This window comes from Rhodococcus mengyinensis, from assembly GCF_048381435.1.
Lineage (GTDB): Bacteria > Actinomycetota > Actinomycetes > Mycobacteriales > Mycobacteriaceae > Rhodococcus_F > Rhodococcus_F opacus_D.
Genome location: NZ_JBLWIT010000006.1, coordinates 1 through 21,317, shown reverse-complemented (window position 1 = coordinate 21,317; position 21,317 = coordinate 1). Strand labels below are relative to the sequence as shown.

The following is a 21,317-nucleotide window of genomic DNA, read 5'->3' as shown; positions in this document are numbered from 1 at the left end:
CGCCGCACCTGGTTACCGGTTGATCTCCAGTTCGCCCATGCGGGACCAGTCGGTGCCGGGTAGGTCGGTGTGGAGGATGCGCGGTGTCTCGCTCAGTGCCGGGCGCATCGCGTCCAATCCCTTCCGGAAGTGGTCGGCAGCGACATGGTCGGACCCGGCCTGCCCGTCCCGGAACGCCTCGATCAGCACGAACTCGGCGGGATCGTCTGCGCTGCGATGCCATTCGAACCAGAGATTGCCCGGCTCGGATCGGGTCGCGTCGGTGAACTCCTTGGTGACGAGTAACCAGTCGTTCCGGTACTTGTCGAGGACTTTGAACTTCACCACGATGAAAATCACGATGACTCACTTTCTTTCGGACGAATTCCTCACCGCCGGAACGGGGGAGTGGGTCACCCCCTCGCAGGACCGTCGAGGCGGTGACCCACTGGATTGCTCTAGTAGATGTTCGACGGGCGGACCATGCCTTCGGCGAGATCGCCGAAACCGGGCGCCATGATGGCACCGGGATTGCCCAGCACCTCTTCCACGACAGCGGTCTCCGTGGTGATCAGAAGTGCCGCGATCGAGGCCGCGCTCTCGAGTGCGGCGCGGGTGACCTTGAACGGATCGATCACCCCGTCGTCGAACATGTCCCCGTATTCACCGGTGAGCGCGTTGAACCCGTGCCCGAGCGGTAAACCGGCGACCACCTCGACGACCTCGTCGCCGTCGAACCCGGCGTTGATCGCGATCCAGCGCAGCGGTTCGGCGAGAGCGCGGCGCACGACGTCACACCCGATGGCCTCGTCGCCGGTCAGGTCGAGATCGGCCAACGCCCGATGCGACTGCGCCAGCGCGGTACCACCACCGGAGACGATCCCCGCCTCCACCGCGGCGCGAGTGGCGGCCAGGGCGTCCTCGACGCGCAACATCCGCTCCTTGAGCTCGACGCTGGTCGCGCCGCCGACGCGGATGACGGCCACCCGACCGGTGAGCCGGGCGATGCGCAGTTCGAGGCTCTCCTGGTCCGCCTCGATCTTGGCGCGCTCGTGCTGGGATTCGAGCTGGGCGATGCGGGCGTCGAGCAGGCGCTGGTCCCCGTGCCCGCCGACGATCGTGGTCTCGTTCTCGGTCACGGTGATGCGATCACACGAACCGAGATGCTCGACACTGATTTCGGACAGTTCGATGCCGGTGTCCTTGGCGATCACGTGCCCACCCAGCGCCACCGCGAGGTCTTCGAGCTCGGCGACCCGTCGGTGCCCGAAACCGGGGGCCCGGACGACCACCGACTGCATCGTCTTGTGCATGTTGCCGCCGACGAGAAGTTGCAGGGCCGGCCCGTCGACCTCCTCGGCCAGCACCACCAGGGGCCGGTCGGCGCGCTTGGCCACCTCGATGCTCGGCATGATGTCTTGAACCTGGGTGATCTTCTTGTTGGTCAGCAGGATCAGCGGATTGGTATGCACCGCTTCCATCCGCTCCGGGTCGGTGACCATGTAGCCGGAGATGTAGCCGTGATCGAACTCGATGCCGTCGACGATGTCGACCGACAGCCCGAGGGTGTCGCTCTCCTCGGTGGTGACGACCCCGGACTTGCCGACGTAGTCGACGGCCGTCGAGATGGCGTGCCCGATCACCTCGTCGTCGCTGGCGGCGAGGGTCGCGATCCGGTGCAGATCGCTTTGCCCCCCGATCTGGGATGCCTGTTCGTGCAGGGAGTCGACGACCACGGACACGGCCCGTTCGATGCCGCGGCGCACCCGCATGGGGTTGGCGCCGGCCTCGACGGACCGCAGCCCCTCGCGGACCATCGCCTGGGCGAGCACGGTTGCCGTGGTGGTGCCGTCGCCGACCACACCATTGGTTTTCATCGCCACTTCCTTGACCAGCTGGGCACCCATGTTGGCGAAGGGTTCGCGGAGCTGGATCTCGCGGGCGATGGTCACGCCGTCGTTGGTGATCGTCGGTGGTCCGGTGAGCTTTTCGAGCACCGCGTTGCGCCCCTTGGGGCCGAGGGTCACCTTGACCGCGTCGGCGAGGGCGTTGACGCCGTGCTCGAGCCGCGCCCGGGCGTCCGTGTTGTACCGCAGCTCTTTTGCCATGGCTGATGTCCTTTCGTGCTTCGAGCGGAGGATGCGACGTGCTACGGGACGAGAATCGCGCGGCCGCGCACCCGGCCGGCATCGAGATCGTCGAGTGCTTGCTGGAAGTCCTCGAGCCGGTACCGGGTGGTGTGCAGGGTGACCTTGCCCTGGGCGGCAAGGGTCATGAGCTCCTGGAGGTCGTTGTAGGAGCCGACGAGATTTCCGATGAAGTTGATCTCGGTGGAGATCACATCGATCGTCGGGACGTCGATGTTCTCGCCGTACCCGACGACGTAGTAGTTCCCTGCGCGGCGCAGCATCGCGATCCCTTCTGCGGTCGCGCCGCCCTCGCCGACGAAGTCGACGACGGCTTCGGCGCCGTGACCGCCGGTCAGGTCGAGCACCTGCTGGATGTGGGTGCCGTCGGCGACGATGCCGTGGTCGGCGCCGATCTTCACGGCGAGTTCGACGGCCGCGGGGTTGCGGTCGAGCACGACCACGGTGACGCCGGAGATCGCCTTCAGGACCTGGATGCCGATGTGACCGAGTCCGCCGGCTCCGATCACGACGCACACGTCTCCGGGCCGAGTGGTCTTCGCGGCCTTGGCAACGGCGTGGTACGCCGTCAGGCCCGCGTCGGCGAGGGCGGCGACGTCGGCCGGTTCGAGCGAGTCGTCGATCCGGACCACGCTGCGGGCGGTGGTGCGCAGATATTCGGCGTACCCGCCGTTGACGTCGATGCCGGGGAATGTGCTGTTCTGGCAGTGGACGTCGTCTCCGAATCGGCACGCCCGGCACAGTCCGCACGTGATGAGCGGGTGCAGAATCACCTTGTCGCCGACCGCGACATTGGTGACGGCGTCGCCCACGGCGTGGACCCAGCCGGCGTTCTCGTGGCCGATCGTGTACGGCAGCGCGACACCGGACTTCGCCTCCCACTGCCCTTCGAGGATGTGCAGATCGGTGCGGCACACACCCGCGCCGCCGATGCGCACGATGACATCGAGCGGGCCGTCGATCGTGGGTTCGGGAATGTCGGTGAGCTGCAGTTTGGTGTGGTATCCCACCACTTGCACGGCCTTCATCGCGGGCTCCTGGTTCTGATATTGGTGATTCGCGGTGTGGCGCCGACGGATTCGCTGTCGGCGTAACGGGTGGCGAGCAGGCCGCGGCAGAAATGCGCGTTGCCTTCCATCGAAATGCGCACCGACTTGGCGAAGCGCAGCCGCATCGGCACCGATTCCGAGGCGATGCGCTTGCCGTCGTCGTCGACGAACACCCGGCTGGCCGGGCAGATGCTCAACCCGATGCCGATCCTGCGACGCAGCAGCGCGGCCTTGGCCTTCCCGGGAGCGAGGTCGCTGAGGGTGAGCCGGTAGATCTCGTTCACACCCACATCGGTGGTCTTCAGGTGCGCCTCGACACACCGCTCCATCGCCGCGGCGTGCGCCTTGGACCGGAACGTTCGGCGCAACTCGTGCAGACTCTCCTCCGCCTCGGAGCCGAACGTCCCGACGTATCCGGCGTCCGCCGCGAGACCGGCGTTGATCTTGTCGCTGTCGTGATGGTCGTCGAGCAGCACCCGCACCTCGCCGATGTCCTCGACCAGACGCAGGGCGTCGAGGGCGTCGGAGGCCATGAGGTAGGCGAAGTTCGGCGAGCAGAACGCGGTGGGCAGCCGTAGGTGGACGGTGACCCCGTCGTCATCGAGGGTGACCGACCGGACGAAGCCGAGATCGGTGATCGGCTCGTCCAGTTCCGGGTCGGTGACCGTCGACAGGGCGATCAGGACGTCCTGTTCGGTGCAGACGACGGCGGCGGTCATGACGACACGGTTTCCCGCGCCCCGGCAGCGACCTCCACACCTTCCTGCCCGGCCGGCTCGGCCAGTCGCAGGTTCGCGGGAACGTCGATGTCGTACAGCGCTGCCGCGTTGAGGCCGAGGATCTTCTGCTTCTGCTCGACGGTGATCGGGGCGTACTCGCCCTGCATGTCCTCGGGGATCTGGAAGTCGACGAACTTCTCGATCAGCCACTTCGGGGTCCACAGCGCATAGTCGCTGCCGAACAGGATTTTGTCCTCGCCGATCCAGTAGAGCAACTCGCCGATGATCTGGGCGAAGTAGCGGGGCCGGGTGTGGATGAACGGAAGGGCAACCGCCAGGCCGCCGTACACGTTCGACTCCTGGGTGGCGATCCAGCAGAAGTCCTCGAGGCGCGGCAGGCCCACGTGCTCGACGACGAACCGCAGGTCCAGGTAGTCGGTGGCGACCTTGTCGATGTCGGAGACGTCGAAGGCGTCGCGGTCGAGGGGACGGATCGTCGGGCCCTTGTGGACGTGAATGTTCCTGATCCCCAGCTCGATGCACTCTTCGAGGTAGCGCCGGGACCAGGGGTCGTCGAGTTTGTAGCCGCGGGAATCGCCGTGCCATTCGGCGGTGTAGAGCTTGACGCCCTGCAGGTTCATCCGGTCGGCGTCCTTGCGGAGTTGTTCGAGCCCGGCCTCCTCGTGACGGGGATCGTAGGCGTGGTTGTAGGTCAGTTTGCCGGGGTGCTTGGCGACCAGGGCGAGTGCTTCGTCGGTTCGCCCGAATCCGTTGTGGTAGAAGTCGCTGAGCAAGGTGGCCTGGAAGATCGCGTGGTCGACGTATCCCTCCACGAAGATGTCACGCTCGAAGCGTTCGCTGCCGTAGTACGTGTAGGTGTCGTAGTCCCACACGACCTCTTCGGGGCTGAGGTTCTTGTGATAGTCGTAGAAGCAGTCGATGAACTGCTTGCCGTGCACGTTCTTCTGGTTCGACTCGCGGGCGTCCCAGACGTGGACGTGGCCGTCCACGATGAAATATTTCTGACCGTCCTTCTGATACATCGGGTCCTCGCTTGGTCCTGGTTTTCGGGTGGGCTGGGGGTGTCCGGGGCCACCCTGTGTGGCCCCGGACAGCTGCGATCTACTGCGCTGTGAGGTCGAATCCGATGTACTCGGCGGCGTCCTCGGGGCTGGCGAACAGCAGGGTCTTCTCGTCGAGGTGGACCATGCGCCCGTAGTGGGTGGAGCTGATCTCCTCGAAGATGGAGCCGTCGAATTCCTGGCCGAGGGCGTCGGTGAGTTCCTCGTAGTCGAAGTCGAGCAGCTTCTGGCCGTCGACGCGGATCATCGACGGGTACTCGGTCAGCTCGACACCGTCCTTGGCGCCCATCACTTCCGCGACGACACGGCCGATGGGGGTGTTCATCAAGGTCACGCCACACATGTTGGAGAACTCGGTGGACGATCCGAATTGCATGCTCACTTGTCCAACTCCTTGGGGATGTCGAGCCCGAGGTCCTCGAGCAGGGAACGGAACTTGTCGGTGGCGGCGTCGAAACTGGTGGCGAAGGTGATCGCCTTGTCGGCCGGCTGTGACCAGATCGGCTGCAGTGCCCGGGCGGCGTCGAGGCACCGTGGCACCCAGATCGAGAGCCAGGTGCCGAACAGCTCCTTGTTCGTCTCCCCGTGCTCGGGGTCTCGGGTGAGCAACCGGAACAGGTTGCGGGTGTAGGCGAGGTCGCGGTCGTAGTCGTGTTCGCCGGTGCCGACGATGGTGGGGGTGATGTAGTCACCGTTACCGGCGGCGATCTGCATGACCAATTCGCTGCGGAACAGGGTGCCGACCAGCTGCTCGAAGACGATGTTCGAGGCGAACAGCAGCTCACACCAGTCCGGAACCGCGGTGAGCCGCTCGACGACCTCGCGGGTGGGCTGCCACTCGGGTGCGGACTGCCAGACCTCCTTGTGGGCGAGACCGTCGAAGTCCTCGGTGGCCTCGGACAGGTCGAGGTTGAACAGGGCCAAGTCCTGGGCGAAGCGCATCTTGTGGGCGGCGTTCACCGCGACGGCGGTGTTGATCATGTTCGTCGGGCAGGACCGCTGGATCGAGGTGAACACGTGCAGCGCCAACCCGTTCTCGGCGTGCATCCAGGCCCCCAGGTTGCGGGAGATGAACGTCAGCCACGGGGTGTTCCAGGCGTCGTAAACTCGGGCACGCTTGGCGTTGGACAGGCACAACTCGACCTGATGGACCACCTTGGAGTTGTTGCGGAAGATGGTCTGGTCCCACTCCTCGTTCGGGTCGAGGAAGGCGTGCCAATTCGACGACTTCGCGGCCGTCCACTCCTGTGGGTAACCGCCGGGTCCGTCACCGAAGCCGTAGATCCAGCCCTGCGAGAGGTGACGGTCGGGGTCGGGCTGCACGTCGACGGTCACGTCCTCGTACATCGTCGACCGCTTCTTGGCCGGTGTGTAGTAGCTGAACGAGCGGCTGCGGGAGCTGGGGAACTCCAGCGCACCGGCTTCGGAGTCGGTGAACTCGATCTTCGGAAAGCTGCGTTGCTTGGACTCGGAGGTTGCGGTCATCTCGTTTCTCAGTTCTGTCGGTGAAGCAGGAAGGTGGTTTCCGAGGGACGTCTACTCGAAGGCGGGGCTGGTGAACTTGTCGTAGAAGATCTGGTCGTGCGGGGTGCCCTTCGCCTCGAGCAGTTCCAGGGCGGCGTCGACCATCGGCGGCGGCCCGCACAGGTACACCTCGGCCCGCCCGAGCTCGGGTTCGCTGCAGCTGACGACGTCGGTGACATTGCCGTCCTCGACGGTGATCGCACCCACCGGCGGTGGGTCCATCGATTCGGACAGGCAGGCCACGAAACTGAAATCCTTCAGTCCCTGTCCGAGTTCGAGGATCTCGTCGAGGTAGAACAGGTCCTGCGGGGTGCGGGCACCGTAGTAGAAGTGCACCTGCCGGGTGTTGCCCGTCTCGCTCATGTGCCGCAGCAACGACAGCAGCGGAGCCATCCCCGCGCCGCCGCCGATGAAGACCATTGGCAGAACGTGGCCTTCCTTGATGGTGAACGACCCGTACGGACCGGTCAGGGCGATCTCGTCACCTACCGATATCCCGTCCTCGAGCAGGCCGGCGAACTTGCCGCCGGGGTACTTCTTGATGAGGAATTCGACGTGCCCCGGCGTCGATTGGGTTGTCGCCATGGAGAAGGACCGATGCTCGTCGGTTCCCGGGATGTGCAGGTCGGAGTATTGACCAGGTTTGAATTCGTACCCAGCGGGTTCGACGGGCGCCAGTCGCAGCGACACGATGTCCTTGGTCATCGACTCGATCCCGGTCACCTGGGTGCGCACATCTTGGATGGGGACACCGCCCAGAAGTTCGTCCTCGTCGAAATTGAGCAGTTCGATCGTGCAGTCGCTGTATGCGGTTGAGCGACACAGCAGCACGTGCCCCTCGTCGACCTCGGCGTCGTTGCACGCAAATGTCGAGTAGTTCTCCATCTGGATGTCGCCGTCGAGGACAAAGGATTTGCAGGCCGAGCAGCGTCCCTCACGGCAGCCGTGCATCAGGTGGATGCCTTGTCGGAATGCGGCATCGAGGATGTACTCGTCTTCGCCGACTTCCATCTCGATGTCGACGGGCTCGAAGTTGATTACGTGCTTGTCGGCCACGGGGGTTCTCCTGGGCTCGTGAAGTGAATGGTGAAGCGGTGGGTGGCGCCGGAGTGGCCGCGGCGCCACCCACCGGGCCTTGAATCAGGCCGGAACTGTGCCGCCGGCGCGGTACGCGGCGATGTGCGCGTTGCGTTCGGCTTCGGACATCTGGTTCAGCAGCACGTTCGGACTCTGGAAGGTGTTGCCTCGTACGTCGTCCAGAGTCCACATCTTCTTCGGGTCGTCCAGATGGAGGTGCGGCTGACCGATGAGGGTCTTACCGTCGTCGCGCACGTAACCGAGGTCCTGCACGATGTCAGCGAGATCCTTGCCGTGATGGAGGGTCTCCCACTCCCGGAATCCGGTGAGACGCCCCATGTTCGGGGTATCCCGGCCCTCGTACTCGCTGCGGAACGCGACCGCGTCGGTCCAGTAGCAAGTCTCCGAGCAGTAGGTCCGCCACTGGTCGTCGACCTTCTCCACGACCATGTCCTCGCGGATCAGGGCCGGCACCATGCAGGTCCAGCACCGGTGCGGGTACTGGTACCCGACCTCCTCGAACGCGATCGGCTTGTTACGGCCGGGGTAGGCGAGGCGGTTGTACTCCTCCCACCACTTGCCGTACTTCGAGTACCAGCCGGGGTACTTGTGCTCGAACCATTCGAAGTCCTTGTCGGTCATCGTGTCGATCCGCCAGTAGTTCACCGGCCAGCCGGTGGCGAAGAACCGGGCCACCTCGTGGACGTAGCCCTTCTCGGTGATCCGTTTCCACGACTCCTCGACCAGGTCGTGCGGGATCGTCAGGCCGTACTTCTCGAGCGGGATGAGGTAGCTGCGGTAGTAGTCGTCGTAGATCCACCGCCGCCACATCTCGGCGTAACTTTCGCGGTCCTTGCGGCGGTCCTTCGTGCCGTACTCGATGAAGGTGCCGATCGCGGCGTCGACGACACAGTGGTTGTTCCACCATGCGTACCGCAGATCCCGTTCGAGCAGCGGCCGGTTGCGCTCGTCGGCGAGCGCCATCAGCAGGATCGAATAGCCGTTGGAGATGTGCCGGGACTCGTCGGATTGCACCGAGTGGAACACCGTCGGCAGCAGGTAGTCACCGTTGGCGGCGGCCTCGTCGGGCATCGCGACGAACAGGGTGTTGGTGAACGCGGTCTCGGCGACCACGGTCAGGTAGATGTTCGCGGCAGTGATTGCGTCACCGGTGATGAACCCTTCGCCGAACTGCCGGCCGATGGTGCCCGCGTAGTTGTTCGAGAACGCCTTCTCGGTGATGTCGAACCCGGCGGGATCGATGTAGTTGTTCATGTACAGCTTCTTGAGGTTCATCTGGATCGTCGAGTGACGAACCTCGTCGATCATCTGCACCGCCAGCCCGTTGTGGATTTCCGGGTTGGGGACGGCGTCGATGGCCATCGGCATCGCTCGGGCGGCCGAGATCTCCGGGAACGGAATGATCGACAGGAACAGCTTCTGCCACTCGAGCCACCGCTGCTGCACCTGCCGGAACATGTTGCCGCGGATGGCACCGTCCATGGCGCCGTACACGCGGTTGTCCTTCTCTTCCTCCATCGGGAAGTAGGACCGCATGATCTGCTTGAGAGGATCCTTCTTCGGAGCCTTCTCGAAGGTGTAGTCGGTGCCGAACCGGGTGGCCGGGGTTGCGAATGTCGGATCCCATGACAGTTCGGTGATTTTCGCGTGGGCCTTTGTCAGGCTTTGCCTACTCAATGTGCGCCTCCTGGATCGTGAGCCGGCCGGGTGCCGGCTGTGGGGGGGGACGTTGTGGAAGTTGATTGAACCCCGTGACCCAGCTCTCATCCGTCTCAGTGTGAGACGCAGGTCACCTTCGGGTGGGTGGTGGCTGCCTACACTTGCCCCGCGCCGCGGCAGACCATGCAGCCCTCGATCAGTCGACCCAGGAGACCCGAGCGAGTGACCCCACAGCCCACCAGCACGTCACACCACCGCACGACGCCGAAGTCGAACTCGGACTCGGACTCGGACTCGGACTCCGAGGGGGCTCCGGCCTCGAGTTCGCCTGCGGGATCGGATTACCTTCGTCTGAGTAATTGGCTCCGGGTGTCCTGGTCGCGATCTCGGCAGGCGTTGGGCGACGACGACCGGCCCGCCGCCGCGTACGTCGAGCGCGCGGCCACCGATACGGTGCTCGAGCGCGTCGCCCGATCCGTGCTGCCCGACTTGACCACCGCCATCGAAAACGAGCCGGTATCACTGATTCTCACCGATGCGAACGGCATCGTGCTCTCCCGCACCGGTGGCGACAGCGCCTTGTTCACCGCACTCGACCGAGTCGACCTCGCCCCGGGCTTTCGCTACGCGGAGACCCAGGTCGGCACCAATGGAATCGGTACCGCACTCGAGGTCGGCCGACCTCTCCTCGTGGACGGAGACCAGCACTTCAGTGGTCCGCTGCGGTCTTTCTCCTGCGCGGGAGCGCCGGTGACGCACCCCATGACCGGAGCGATCCTCGGTGTCGTGGACCTGACCACCGCCGCGCAGAATTCCAACACCCTGCTGCTGTCTTTCGCCACACTTGCCGCAGCCCGCCTTCGCGAGCGCATGCTCGACGACGCAACCGAACTGGACAGGGCGATCTTCAGTGCGTACCGGTCCGCATGCCGGCGCTCCAGCCGACCCGTCGTCGCTGTCGGTGACGAGGTCGTGATGATGAACTCGCTGACCCGGCAACAATTCGACTCACCAGACCAGATGGCGATCCTCGAACGCACCCGAGACATCGGCGGCGAAACGGCACCGGTCACGATCCTCACCGACCTGCCCAGCGGAACGGTCGCACGCCTGAGTTACGAGCCGGCATTCACCGGTAGCCGGCTGGCCGGAGGTGTTGTTCGGATCACGAAACAGGTTGCTTCGCGGCGTCTTTCCACTCCGAAGGCGAATGTTCCCACCCCGCCCGCGATCGCCGGTGCCAGCCCGCTCTGGCGGCACACGGTCCAGGCGGTCGTCGACGCCTGCCGACGACAGGACTGGCTCGTCCTCGACGGAGAACCCGGCGTCGGCAAGACCGCCCTGATCCGAGCGGCGCACCAACTCGTACCGGACCGCGGACTCGCCGTACTCGACGCCACCGCACTCGGCGACGACCTCCTCACCGAGGTCTCCGACGAACTCGACAGCGGATCCGACCTGGCAATACTGCACGCACACGCCCTGGGCGACGCTCATCTCGCCGCACTCGCGGACCTACTGCAGGGCCCCCAGGCGCAGGAGCCACCTCGCAGACCGTGGGTGGTGCTCGCCCGGTATCCCCAGGACTCGACCGACACCACTCCATTGCTGCGCATGTTCCCCAAGTCGGTCACGGTGCCACCCCTGCGGCACCACCTGGACGACATTCCCGATCTTGTGCGCAGCCTGCTCGACACCCTGGGGGCCACCGGCCTCACCCTGGCTCCGGCCGCCTCGAATCAGCTCGCGCGTCTGGCGTGGCGCGGAAACGTCACCCAGCTGAAGAAGGTTCTCGAGGACACTTACCGGCGGCAACGGGCCGGTGTCGTCGAAATCGACACGCTGCCTCCCGCATGCCGTTCCACCACACGCCGAACGTTGACCAGGATGCAGGCGCTCGAGCGGGACGCGATCGTGGACGCGCTCGCGCTTCATGCCGGCGACAAGACGGCCGCCGCCACCGCCATCGGCATGTCCCGAGCGACGATCTACCGCAAGATCCGCGAATTCGGCATCGTGCTCTGACCGACCGTACCGCGGGAATGTCAGATTGAGACATCGCTGCGCTCTCCTGCGAGGGATGCTCTCGCCGAACCACATTCACCCGCCCAGACTCGGGTGTCAGACAGGAGAAATCGATGACCAACCCGAACGGACTCACCACAGTCGCCGGTGCGCCGGTACCCGACAACCAGAACAGCCTCACCGCCGGCGCACGCGGTCCGATGCTCCTGCAAGACGTCTGGCTTCTCGAGAAACTCGCGCACTTCGACCGCGAAGTCATCCCCGAACGCCGCATGCACGCCAAAGGTTCGGCCGCGTTCGGCACCTTCCGCGTCACCCACGACATCACCGCACACACCAACGCCGCCGTATTCTCGGAGATCGGCAAGCAGACCGCAGTATTCCTGCGTTTCTCCACGGTCGCCGGCGAGCGCGGCGCCGCCGACGCCGAACGCGACATCCGCGGATTCGCCGTCCGCTTCTACACCGAGCAAGGCAACTGGGACGTCGTCGGCAACAACACCCCCGTCTTCTTCTTCCGCGACCCCCTCAAGTTCCCCGACCTCAACCACGCGGTCAAGCGCGATCCGAAGACCAACCTCCGCTCGGCGGAGAACAACTGGGACTTCTGGACCAACCTCCCGGAGGCGCTGCACCAGATCACCATCGTGATGTCCGACCGCGGTATCCCCGACGGCTACCGGCACATGCACGGATTCGGGTCACACACCTTCTCGTTCGTCAACGACGCCGGAGAGCGCTCCTGGGTGAAATTCCACTTCCGCACCCAGCAGGGCATCAAGAACCTCACCGACGAAGAAGCCGCCGCCGTCGTCGCCGGCGACCGCGAGTCGGCGCAACGCGACCTCTTCGACGCGATCGAGGACGGCAACTACCCGAAGTGGACCCTTTTCGTGCAGATCATGCCGGAAGCCGACGCCCAGACCTACCGCTACCATCCGTTCGACCTCACCAAGGTGTGGTCCAAGAAGGACTACCCCCTCATCGAGGTCGGGGAACTCGAACTCGACCGGAACCCGGAGAACTACCACGCCGACGTCGAGCAGGCCGCCTTCTCCCCGGCGAACGTCGTCCCCGGCATCGGATTCTCACCGGACCGCATGCTGCAGGGCCGGCTGTTCTCCTACGGCGACGCCGCCCGCTACCGGCTCGGCGTCAACCACCACCAGATCCCGGTCAACAGCCCCAGGGGCGCAACCCACGTCAATTCGTTCCACCGTGACGGTGCCATGCGCGTCGACGGGAACCAGGGCAGCGTCCCGAGCATCGAACCCAACTCCCACGGCCGATTCGCGGACCAGCGCAGCTACGCCGAACCGCCACTCGAAGTCGGTGTGGTCGCCGACCGGTTCGACTACCGAGCAGACGACGACAACTACTTCGAACAGCCCGGGAACCTCTTCCGCAGTATGAGCGCCGAGCAGCAGACTGTGCTGTTCGAGAACACCGCCCGTGCCATCACCGGAGCGTCGGCCGCCGTCATCGAGCGCCACATCGCCAACTGCACCCAAGCAGACCCCGCCTACGGCGAAGGCGTGCGAAAGGCCTGTGAAGCGCTCGGCGCCTTGTAGTTCGCGACATCCCAGCCCGTGATCTGCGCGTATCACCGCGGATCACGGGCGGGGGTCGCACCGGCCGAGCAGTCGCTCCCGTCGTCGCGCCTATCGGACCGCGTTCGGCACCGCACCCTCACCGGAGACCGGGCCGCGTCCGTCAGCGGGGCCCCGCGGCACCGTGAAGGTGGCGGCGACGCACAGAATCGCAATCGCGAAGCAGGCGATGGTGTACCAGAGATTTCCGATGGGATCGCCGTTGCTCGTGACGCCGTCGACGGCGCCGAAGTAGCTGGGCAACGCGGTCACCCACAGAATGCCCATCACGCCGAGGTACACCACACTGTAGACACGGACGAAATCGTTCGAATAGATCGGAACGTCGGACGTCCCCCGTCGAAGCCGCGACCACTGCCGGACCAGGATCGGGATCGCGACGAGCACGATGACGATCAGTTCGGCCGCGTAGAGAATTCCCCGGACCGTGGTGCTCTCCATTCCGAGGACCGTCGCCGGGATTGGGAGGATGAACGTGCCCGCCGACGCCAGGAGACCGATCACGATCGTGCGCCACACCAGTTCGAGTCCGGTGAAGTCCCGGCCCCGGTCGGCGTAGCGGCCCACGAAGAACTGAACGCACAGGGCCAGCGACATGGGCCACAGGGCCGCGAACACCACCACGCTCGGCAGTGGGACCGAGTCGAACATGGGCTGGTTGACCGGGTTGGTGGTCGACCATTCCCACCACCTCAGCTGCGGTCCGAGGTGGTCGAAGATCTCGTAGAACGCGTGGTGCACGAAGCCGACGCAGATTGCGCCGACGAGTGCGCCGTACTTCCGGAAGACGCCGAGCATCCGGACGAGCTCGAAGGCAAGCGTGGCCATCAGCGGATAGATCGCGATGATGTACAGCGGCAACCGGCCCCACAGGAAGTCCACGGTGAACACGTTGTGCGCGAACATCGTGTCCACGTGCTCTTCGATCCCGAAGGCCGCCGGGAAGTACAGCGGTGGCTCGATGACGAACAGGTACGCCGTGGCGCCGAACCAGAGCACCAGGTTGGTCGGATCGCCGTTGCGGCGCCAGCGCAGGATCGCGAATACGAGCGCGAGCACCGACCCGACCACGATGGTGAGCTCGAGAACCGGCAGGGTCCAGTTCTCCAGCGCCGACGGGCTACGGACCTCGACGAGCCCGCCGGCCTCGGCGCACGAGAAGCCGAGCGCTGCCGAGAGTTGGTCGAAGGTGGGTGAGCAGAGGTCGGCCATCAGTTGACCACCGCCGGGACGGGATCGGTCCGGCGTTCGCGTGAGTCCGCGGTGTACCACCGGGTGCAGTCGTAGCCTGCGTCGTATCGGGCGAACCACTCGTCTGCGAGCGCGGGCAGCTTTTCGTGGGTGGGGTCGTGTTTCGGCATCTGACTACGGACGATGCCGGCCAGTGCGGTGAGCTGTTCACCGCGCGGGAGGTCGTCGAACGCACGCGGCATGACGCCTTTGCTCAGGTAGGGCGCGAACGACGTGAGCAGTTTCTGCTTCGTGCGGTGCGTGGCGAACATCGACATCGAATCGACCTTCCGCTCCCTGATCGGCACGTGCTGATTGAAGCCGGCGCAGGCGATCCGCATCACCTTCATCACATGTGCGAAGATCGACGGCGCCATCCGCATCCGGTACAGCTCTTCCCCGACAAGGGAATTGAAGATGATCATCGCGGAACTCCGGTGTTCGACCTCTTCGACGAAATGCCAGATGAACAGGGACGCGACGCGGTCGTCTCCCGGTCGGAAGAGGGTCGCGTCGTTGTCGAGCATCAGTTTGAACACCGGCGTGAAGGTTGCCTCCAGATCCGCGGTGTAGGCGAGTCGGTAGTTCAGGGTCGTCGCCTCGGAGAGGAGGTCGTACTCGCCGATCACGGCGTCCAGGGTGTTCTGGAGCCCCGGGTATCGCTTGATCAGGGCTTTGACGTGCTGGCGATGCGCGGTCGAGTGGTGACCCTCCTGACGCATGAACGCCATGGCCTCTTCTGCGACCTCGGGGTCGGTCATCCGTGGTTTTGCCTGCATGATCGCCTTGACGATCATCTTCTCGAAGCCGACGGCCAGGAACGAGATCGCATTCGACATGTTCGACCAGGCCGGGTTGTCGGGGTTCCAGAGGAACGGGACGTCCTGTTCGTCGAACGCGAAATCCATCTTTCTGGGGTGCAGGTCGGTCATGTGGGATACCTCGTCTCGTGCGACATGAGTGGGCTGCAGCCTCTGGGCAGGTAGAGACCCGAGCGTTTAACAACATACACACATCGATGGGTTTGTATGATTAAGTTTCCCAAGCAACGGGTTACCGATCTGAACAATTCGGTTTTGCGCATGCCAACGAGCCTCGGTCGCGGCTCCATCAACGATGGGGTGCCGGTCACCGATCGCGATGCGGTCCCGCGCCTGTTCCGGAGACCTGGCGCTGTCGGTACTCACAGTTCGGTTGCCACCGAACCCGGAAGGAGGAGGGCGTTCGTCCCGCCTCCAGGCCCGGGTCAGTCGACGACAGCGCCGCCGGTGAGGTTGATCTCGGACGCGGTCATCGTCGTGGCCCAGTCGGACGCGGCGAAGACAGCCGCGTTCGCTGTCGGCACAGTCCGGCGAGTGCGGCCCACGCGACGTGGGAGCCACCGAGGTTCGGGATAGCCTCCCGTCCGCCGGCCATGACGAGGATGACGCCGGTGCCGCGTCCCACCATGTGGCGCGCAGCGGCCGTGGCCACGGTGAAGCTCGTCGTGACCGCCTTGGCGACTGGCTGCATGACGTCGCCGACCCGCATGTCGACGAGCGGCGTGCCTTGGATGTCGTCGTTGAAGGTGGCGTTGAAGCAGACGTCGATGCCGCCGCTCTGGTCCGCCACCGCCGCGGCATGCCGTTCAACCGCGTCCGGGTCCACCGCATCGAGAACAGCAACGTGCGCAATCCCGCCCTCGTCCCTGATGCGGTGGGCGACATCCTCGAGCGTGGCGCGCGTGCGTCCGGTGAGGTGCACCTCAGCGCCTTCCCGCGCGTACGCCCGCGCGACCGCGGAGCCGATGGCGCCACTGCCCGTGGACGATCGTGGTGCGGTTCTGCAGCAGCAGCACTCATCCGCCTTCCGTCTCTCGCGTACCAGGGTAGGACCGCGAGAGGAAGGCCCGCGCGAGTTTCCGGGACTTCATCGGCACGAGCTCGAGTGGCGTCGAGCTGCAGCTCGGGCGTCGTTCTCGGGGTCCCGGACCATCAGCGACAACCCCGGGCCCGTAGTCCACGCCGGTGGAAGCGGTGGTGGTCCGGCTCAACATCGCGCACCCGGAATTCGGCGAATCCCTGGAGAGCGTCCGCGAAATAGGGCTTCGGGGTGGAGGGCCAAGCGTTCGCGGTAACCTCTGAGTCCGGTGGGGCGGTGCGCCGACAGCCCTTGCATGCCGTTCGGGCCCAGCGGCGCGTTGTGAGAGGTAGGGAAAGACAGTGGCTGGCAGGCGTGGGTGGGGTGGTAGTCCGCCTGGAAGTGACGAGGAAGCGTCCCGGCGAATCGTCACCGCCGCAGTCGCACTCATCAATCGGAAAGATACGGCGATCAGCATCGCCGACGTTGCGGAATCCCTTGGCGTCATCCGTCAGACGGTGTACCGATACTTTCCCAGCACCGACGCCCTCCTACGAGCCGCAGCCATCGCCGCCGTCGCCGGATTCCTCGACCGCCTCACAGAACACCTCGTGGGTATCGAAGACCCCGCTGAAGCTGTGGTCGAGGCCGTGATCTACACACTCAACGAAGCGCCCCGCATTCCGCAGCTCGGCATCATGCTGTCCGGTTCTCATTCCCACACCGAGGGGATCACGTCCGACGAAGCCCTCACCTTCGGAATGACGATGATCAGACGCTTCGACGTCGACTGGGAGCGGCACGGCTACGACGAGCCCGCCCTGCGTGAGCTCGTCGAATATCAGCTGCGGACGATGCAGTCGTTCTTCATCTCGCCCGGAAACCCGCCGCGGAGCCAGGACGAACTGCGTGCGTACCTGCGACGGTGGGTGGGGTCAACGGTCGCCGTCCCACACAATCCAGCCTAGAGACCGGGCGGCGATCTGCCGCAGGAATATGGGTGCGCTGCCGCTGCCGGCGACTCCGGCGCGCCGACAGCCGACGGGCCGCGCTGGTCACGGGCGTATCTGCGTCGCGAGGTGGGGATGGTGTCGCCCGTGCAGGCTGGCCATGCGCTGCGAAGGCCGGTGGGGCCCCGAAGGAGGCTGTCCGCGGAGTCCTTCCCACTCGGGGAACGTGCCCGGTCGGCGACTGGTGAGGTGCCGGGTGTTGCTGGTGAGGTCGATCAGGCACCGGGCGGCACCCTGCACGGACAGGTGGTGCCGTCGCGCCACGTCGAGCAGTTCGTCGAACGCCTGCGCATCGCTGTAGCCCCGGCTGGTGATCAGCACCGCCTTCGCGGTGGTCAACAGTTCACGGTCGGAGGGCCCGCGGCGCCGGTCGAGGAAGCTTCGGGTGGGCCGCACGGGGTTCGGGTTCTCGGATTTCAACATCTGGCACCGTCCTTTTGTGTACGAGATTCCCCCAGGTCGCGATCTCGTAAACGCGCGTACCCGAGTGGGGTCATGTGGGCGCGTCTAGGCCACGGTGATGACGACGTTGCCACTCTTGTGTCCGGTGTCGACATACCGATGCGCCTCGACGATGCGTTCCAGGGGATAGCTGCGGTCGATGACGATCCGCAGTTTGCCCGCTTCGATGAGCTGCTTGATGTACGCCAATGCGTCGTTCTTGCGGATGGACATACCGGTGACGACTTTCCTTCCGCCTCGGATCGAGGTCCAGAGTTGCAGCAGGTTGTTGTTCAGCCCGGATGTGGGAACGTAGCACCCGTGCTCGGTGAGCGAGCCCTTGCACCGAGCGAACGAATTCCTGCCGACGGCGTCGAAGACGACGTCGTATTCCTCGGCGTTGTCGGTGAAATCCTCGGTGGTGTAATCGATGACCTTGTCGGCGCCCAGGGACTTCACCAACTCCGTGTTGTGCGGACCGCACACTCCGGTGACCTCCGCGCCGAACGACTTGGCGAGTTGCACTGCGTAGGTGCCGACGCTGCCGGAGGCGCCGTTGACGAGAACCTTCTGTCCGGTTCGCACCTTAGCCTTGTCCCGAAGGAAGAACAGCGCGGTGGTGGCCCCGTCGACGGCGGCGGCGGCCTCTTCGTAGGTCTTGTCGACCGGCTTGAGTGCGAGCGAGGCGGTTTCCGGTAGGCACTTGTACTCGGCGTAGGCGCCGATATCGAAACCGGTGAACCCGAATACCTGATCGCCAGGCTGGAACCGGTGCACGTCCTTGCCGACGGCCTCGATCTCTCCGGCAAGCTCGAGGCCCAGGGTCCGCAGCTTCCTTCGTGGCCGTCGCAGCCCGAGGATGAACCGGCCCCAGAGCGGCTCGCCGCGGCGCATCTTGCATTCGGCTGTTGTCACCGTTGTCGCGTGGACTTTCACCAGGACTTCGCCGTCCTTGGGTGTCGGCTTCGGGACCTGCGCGAGTTCGAGTACTTCGGGTCCGCCGAACCGAGTGTGGATGATCGCCTTCATCGCGGACCTCCTCGGCGGCGCTCCAGGTCATCGCGCCTCGAACACGCTCACGGCCAAGCATAGTTCTCCGGCATCCTCGTCGTGGGGTTGTGCCGGCGGTGCAGGGTGCCCACACCACACACCTAGGGTGTGTTTTCGCGCAAGGCGATCCGCGGGACCGTAGTGGCGTCGGTATATCCGGCTGCCCCTGCCCACAAGGACCGAGCGTCCCGCCGTCGATCCAGCGGCGCAAGCACCCCGGTTGGTGATTTGATGGAACACGCTGCGCGAGCGAACTACCGAGAGCATCGATCCGATCCGTTCCCGCTGTCCGCGGCGCAGCACGGGCTGTGGTTTGCGCAGCAACTCGACCCGGACGTCCCGATCTGCATCGCGCAGTACGTCGACATCCACGGGCAGCTGGACGTCGATCTGTTCCGTGAGGTAGCGCTCGTTGCCGGCCACGAATACGAGTCGGTGTTCCTGCGCCTGGTCGACGTCGATGGTGAGCCGCATCAGGTGGTCGATCCGCCTGCCGACGCGGCCATGGGAATCGTCGACTTCCGCAGTGCATCCGACCCGATGGCCGCCGCGGAGGCGTGGATGCAGGAGAACTACACGGCACGAGTCGATTTCGAGCACGACTATCTGTGCGAATCGTCACTGTTGCGGGTCGGTGACGAGCGGCACCTGTGGTACAGCAGGATCCACCACGTCGCCCTCGACGGATACGGGGCGATGACGATGGTCAACCGTGTCGCCGCCCTGTACACCGCGGCGGTCCACGGTCTCGAGCTCGAACCGAACCGTGCAGCCGACCTGCACACCCTGCACCGCCTCGAAGGCGACTACCGGGCGTCCCACCGGTTCTCGTCCGACCGCGACTACTGGGCCGAACGTCTCCACACACGCACGAACGGCGCCTCCCTGACCGACATCGAGGCTCCACCCGCCGCCCACAGCCTGACCGTGCGCGCGGCGCTGTCCGCCGATACCGTCGCACGGCTCGAGGACACCGACGGCCGGCCGGGCGCGACGGCAGCAGCCGCGTTGATCGCCGCCTTCGCCTGCTACCTCTCGCGGCGGACGGGACGGCAGGACGTGCTCGTGGACATTCCGCTGTCCGCGCGCACCACCGCTGTACTGCGCCGCTCCGGCGGCATGCTCGCCAACGTTGCGCCATTGCGGGTGCAGGTCCGATCCGACGACACCGTCGGCGACCTCGTGACCCGGGTCCAGCACGAACTGATGGGGGCAATGCGGCACCAGCGCGGCAACGTCGAGGACATTCTGCGTGAGCTGGGTGTGTCCGCCGAGGCCCGCAGGATCTCGGGACCGATGATCAACGTGATGCTCTTCGATCAGGATCTCACCTTCGGGTCGCTGACCGGTGACTTCCGGATCCTCACCACCGGTCCTGTCCCGGACCTGTCCGTGAACGTGTACCGGAGTGGCACGCCGGCGTCGACGATCGTCGAGTTCGAGGCCAACCCGTACCGCTACCGCGACGACGACCTGCGGTCGCATCACGCCGGCGTCGTCGAATTGATCGACGAACTGCTCGCCGCCGACCCCGGCACACCGCTCGCCGTGATCGGTGTGGCGGAGTTGGAGTGCTTGACTCCGGTGGTGGGTGGGGTGTCGGTGTCGGAGGTGTCGTTGCCGGAGTTGTTGGCGGCGTCGGTGGTTGCGGATCCGGGTGCGGTGGCGGTGGTGTGTGGGGATCGTCGGTTGACGTATCGGGAGTTGGATGAGGCGTCGAATCGGTTGGCGCGGGTGTTGTTGGGGGCGGGGGTGGGTGCGGAGTCGGTGGTGGCTGTGGCGGTGGCGCGGTCAGTCGAGTCGGTGTTGTCGGTGTGGGCGGTGGCGAAGACGGGGGCGGCGTTTTTGCCGGTGGATCCGCAGTATCCGGTGGGGCGTGTGGAGCACATGCTGACGGATTCGGGTGTGGTGGTGGGGGTGACGGTCTCGAAGGTGCGGGATCGGTTGCCGGGTTCGGTGCGGTGGGTGGTGCTCGATGATGTGGCGGTTGTGTCGCGGTTGTCGTCGGTGTCGGCGGGGGTGGTGACGGATGTGGATCGGGGTGCGCGGGTGCGGGTGGGGCAGGCGGCGTATGTGATTTATACGTCGGGGTCGACGGGTGTGCCGAAGGGTGTGGTGGTGACGCATCGGGGGTTGGCGAATGTGGTGGCTGCGCAGCGTTCGGGTTTCGGGGTGTGTGCGGGTGCTCGGGTGTTGCATTGTGCGTCACCGAGTTTCGATGCGTCGGTGTTCGAGTTGGTGTGGGCGTTGGGGTTGGGTGCGCGGTTGGTGGTGGTTCCGCCGACGGTTTACGGTGGGGAGGAGTTGGCGCGGATTCTGGTGGGGGAGTCGGTGACGCATGCGGTGTTGACGCCGACGGCGTTGTCGTCGGTTGATCCGGTGGGGTTGGGGGCGTTGGGTGCTTTGGTGGTGGCGGGTGAGGCGTGCCCGCCGGAGTTGGTTGCGCGGTGGGCTGCGGGTCGGCGGATGTTCAATGCGTATGGGCCGACGGAGGCGACGATCATGTCGAATGTCAGTGGTGGTTTGGTGGTGGGGGAGTCGGTGACGGTGGGTGGTCCGGTTCGTGGGTTCGGTGAGTTGGTGTTGGATGGGCGGTTGCGGCCGGTGCCGTTCGGGGCGGCGGGGGAGTTGTATTTGTCGGGTCCGGCGCTGGCGCGGGGGTATCGGAACCGGTCGGGGTTGACGGCGGGGCGGTTCGTTGCGGATCCGTTCGGTGGGCCGGGGGATCGGATGTATCGGACGGGGGATGTGGTGCGGTGGCGGCGTTCGGAGGGTGGGCCGGTGCTCGAGTATGTGGGTCGCTCGGATTTTCAGGTGAAGATTCGTGGTTTCCGCGTCGAACTCGGCGAAATCGA

The 21,317-nt window shown here is 65.4% G+C and carries 18 protein-coding genes; 4 read left to right on the top strand and 14 right to left on the bottom strand.

Features of this window, described 5'->3' with window-relative positions:
- Positions 1–12: 12 nt before the first annotated feature.
- The 9 genes from ACNJ7E_RS00290 to ACNJ7E_RS00250 form a co-directional block, all read right to left on the bottom strand.
- A complete protein-coding gene (locus tag ACNJ7E_RS00290; RefSeq protein ID WP_005571675.1) occupies positions 13–339 on the bottom strand; it encodes a putative quinol monooxygenase in 327 nt (108 codons plus the stop codon).
- A 98-nt stretch (positions 340–437) separates the two neighbouring features.
- Positions 438–2,087: a chaperonin GroEL gene (gene groL / locus ACNJ7E_RS00285; protein WP_418338713.1), complete on the bottom strand. Its 1,650-nt coding sequence runs from the start codon at positions 2,085–2,087 to the stop codon at positions 438–440.
- Between the two features lie 41 nt (positions 2,088–2,128).
- Positions 2,129–3,154, bottom strand: coding sequence for an NAD(P)-dependent alcohol dehydrogenase (locus ACNJ7E_RS00280; RefSeq protein WP_280784343.1), 1,026 nt, complete (start codon positions 3,152–3,154; stop codon positions 2,129–2,131).
- Entirely contained in the window at positions 3,151–3,894 is a 744-nt protein-coding gene (locus ACNJ7E_RS00275; RefSeq protein WP_418338712.1) for an iron-sulfur cluster assembly protein, read from the bottom strand. Before ACNJ7E_RS00275 ends, ACNJ7E_RS00280 begins: the two co-directional genes overlap by 4 nt.
- Complete coding sequence (locus ACNJ7E_RS00270) at positions 3,891–4,937, bottom strand: amidohydrolase family protein (RefSeq protein WP_280784341.1); 1,047 nt, start codon at positions 4,935–4,937, stop codon at positions 3,891–3,893. The genes ACNJ7E_RS00275 and ACNJ7E_RS00270 overlap by 4 nt, the downstream gene beginning before the upstream one ends.
- A gap of 79 nt (positions 4,938–5,016) precedes the next feature.
- A complete protein-coding gene (gene mimD / locus ACNJ7E_RS00265) occupies positions 5,017–5,358 on the bottom strand; it encodes a propane 2-monooxygenase effector subunit MimD (RefSeq protein ID WP_009472934.1) in 342 nt (113 codons plus the stop codon).
- A complete protein-coding gene (locus ACNJ7E_RS00260; protein ID WP_009472933.1) occupies positions 5,355–6,461 on the bottom strand; it encodes an aromatic/alkene monooxygenase hydroxylase subunit beta in 1,107 nt (368 codons plus the stop codon). Before ACNJ7E_RS00260 ends, mimD begins: the two co-directional genes overlap by 4 nt.
- 51 nt (positions 6,462–6,512) lie before the next feature.
- Positions 6,513–7,556 (bottom strand): 2Fe-2S iron-sulfur cluster-binding protein, encoded by a 1,044-nt coding sequence (locus ACNJ7E_RS00255; RefSeq protein WP_009472932.1) that lies wholly within the window; start codon positions 7,554–7,556, stop codon positions 6,513–6,515.
- A gap of 84 nt (positions 7,557–7,640) precedes the next feature.
- The gene (locus ACNJ7E_RS00250) at positions 7,641–9,275 is read right to left on the bottom strand and encodes a ferritin family protein (RefSeq protein WP_009472931.1); all 1,635 of its coding nucleotides are present in this window, start codon (positions 9,273–9,275) and stop codon (positions 7,641–7,643) included.
- A 351-nt stretch (positions 9,276–9,626) separates the two neighbouring features.
- On the opposite strand from ACNJ7E_RS00250, the gene ACNJ7E_RS00245 reads away from it, so the two are divergent.
- On the top strand, positions 9,627–11,282 hold the full coding sequence (locus tag ACNJ7E_RS00245; protein WP_418338711.1) for a sigma-54-dependent Fis family transcriptional regulator: 1,656 nt from the start codon (positions 9,627–9,629) through the stop codon (positions 11,280–11,282).
- Between the two features lie 113 nt (positions 11,283–11,395).
- On the top strand, positions 11,396–12,853 hold the full coding sequence (locus tag ACNJ7E_RS00240; protein ID WP_280784338.1) for a catalase: 1,458 nt from the start codon (positions 11,396–11,398) through the stop codon (positions 12,851–12,853).
- Between the two features lie 90 nt (positions 12,854–12,943).
- Here the strand turns inward: ACNJ7E_RS00240 and ACNJ7E_RS00235 are convergent, their stop codons facing one another.
- The 3 genes from ACNJ7E_RS00235 to ACNJ7E_RS00225 all read right to left on the bottom strand — a co-directional run bounded on the left by ACNJ7E_RS00235 (position 12,944) and on the right by ACNJ7E_RS00225 (position 15,865).
- Positions 12,944–14,104: a hypothetical protein gene (locus ACNJ7E_RS00235; RefSeq protein ID WP_009472927.1), complete on the bottom strand. Its 1,161-nt coding sequence runs from the start codon at positions 14,102–14,104 to the stop codon at positions 12,944–12,946.
- Complete coding sequence (locus ACNJ7E_RS00230) at positions 14,104–15,054, bottom strand: metal-dependent hydrolase (protein WP_418338710.1); 951 nt, start codon at positions 15,052–15,054, stop codon at positions 14,104–14,106. The genes ACNJ7E_RS00235 and ACNJ7E_RS00230 overlap by 1 nt, the downstream gene beginning before the upstream one ends.
- A gap of 358 nt (positions 15,055–15,412) precedes the next feature.
- Positions 15,413–15,865 (bottom strand): SDR family oxidoreductase, encoded by a 453-nt coding sequence (locus ACNJ7E_RS00225; RefSeq protein ID WP_418338708.1) that lies wholly within the window; start codon positions 15,863–15,865, stop codon positions 15,413–15,415.
- 458 nt (positions 15,866–16,323) lie between these two features.
- Here ACNJ7E_RS00225 and ACNJ7E_RS00220 point away from each other — a divergent pair, with 458 nt between their 5' ends.
- Positions 16,324–16,929 (top strand): TetR/AcrR family transcriptional regulator, encoded by a 606-nt coding sequence (locus ACNJ7E_RS00220; protein WP_280784336.1) that lies wholly within the window; start codon positions 16,324–16,326, stop codon positions 16,927–16,929.
- 87 nt (positions 16,930–17,016) lie between these two features.
- Here ACNJ7E_RS00220 and ACNJ7E_RS00215 read toward each other — a convergent pair whose 3' ends face one another.
- Positions 17,017–17,394, bottom strand: coding sequence for an ANTAR domain-containing protein (locus tag ACNJ7E_RS00215; RefSeq protein ID WP_280784335.1), 378 nt, complete (start codon positions 17,392–17,394; stop codon positions 17,017–17,019).
- Positions 17,395–17,478: 84 nt separating this feature from the next.
- Positions 17,479–18,441: an NAD(P)-dependent alcohol dehydrogenase gene (locus ACNJ7E_RS00210; RefSeq protein ID WP_317568781.1), complete on the bottom strand. Its 963-nt coding sequence runs from the start codon at positions 18,439–18,441 to the stop codon at positions 17,479–17,481.
- 252 nt (positions 18,442–18,693) lie between these two features.
- Here ACNJ7E_RS00210 and ACNJ7E_RS00205 point away from each other — a divergent pair.
- Positions 18,694–21,317 (top strand): amino acid adenylation domain-containing protein (locus tag ACNJ7E_RS00205; protein ID WP_418338707.1); only part of this gene is annotated, 2,624 nt, incomplete at its 3' end.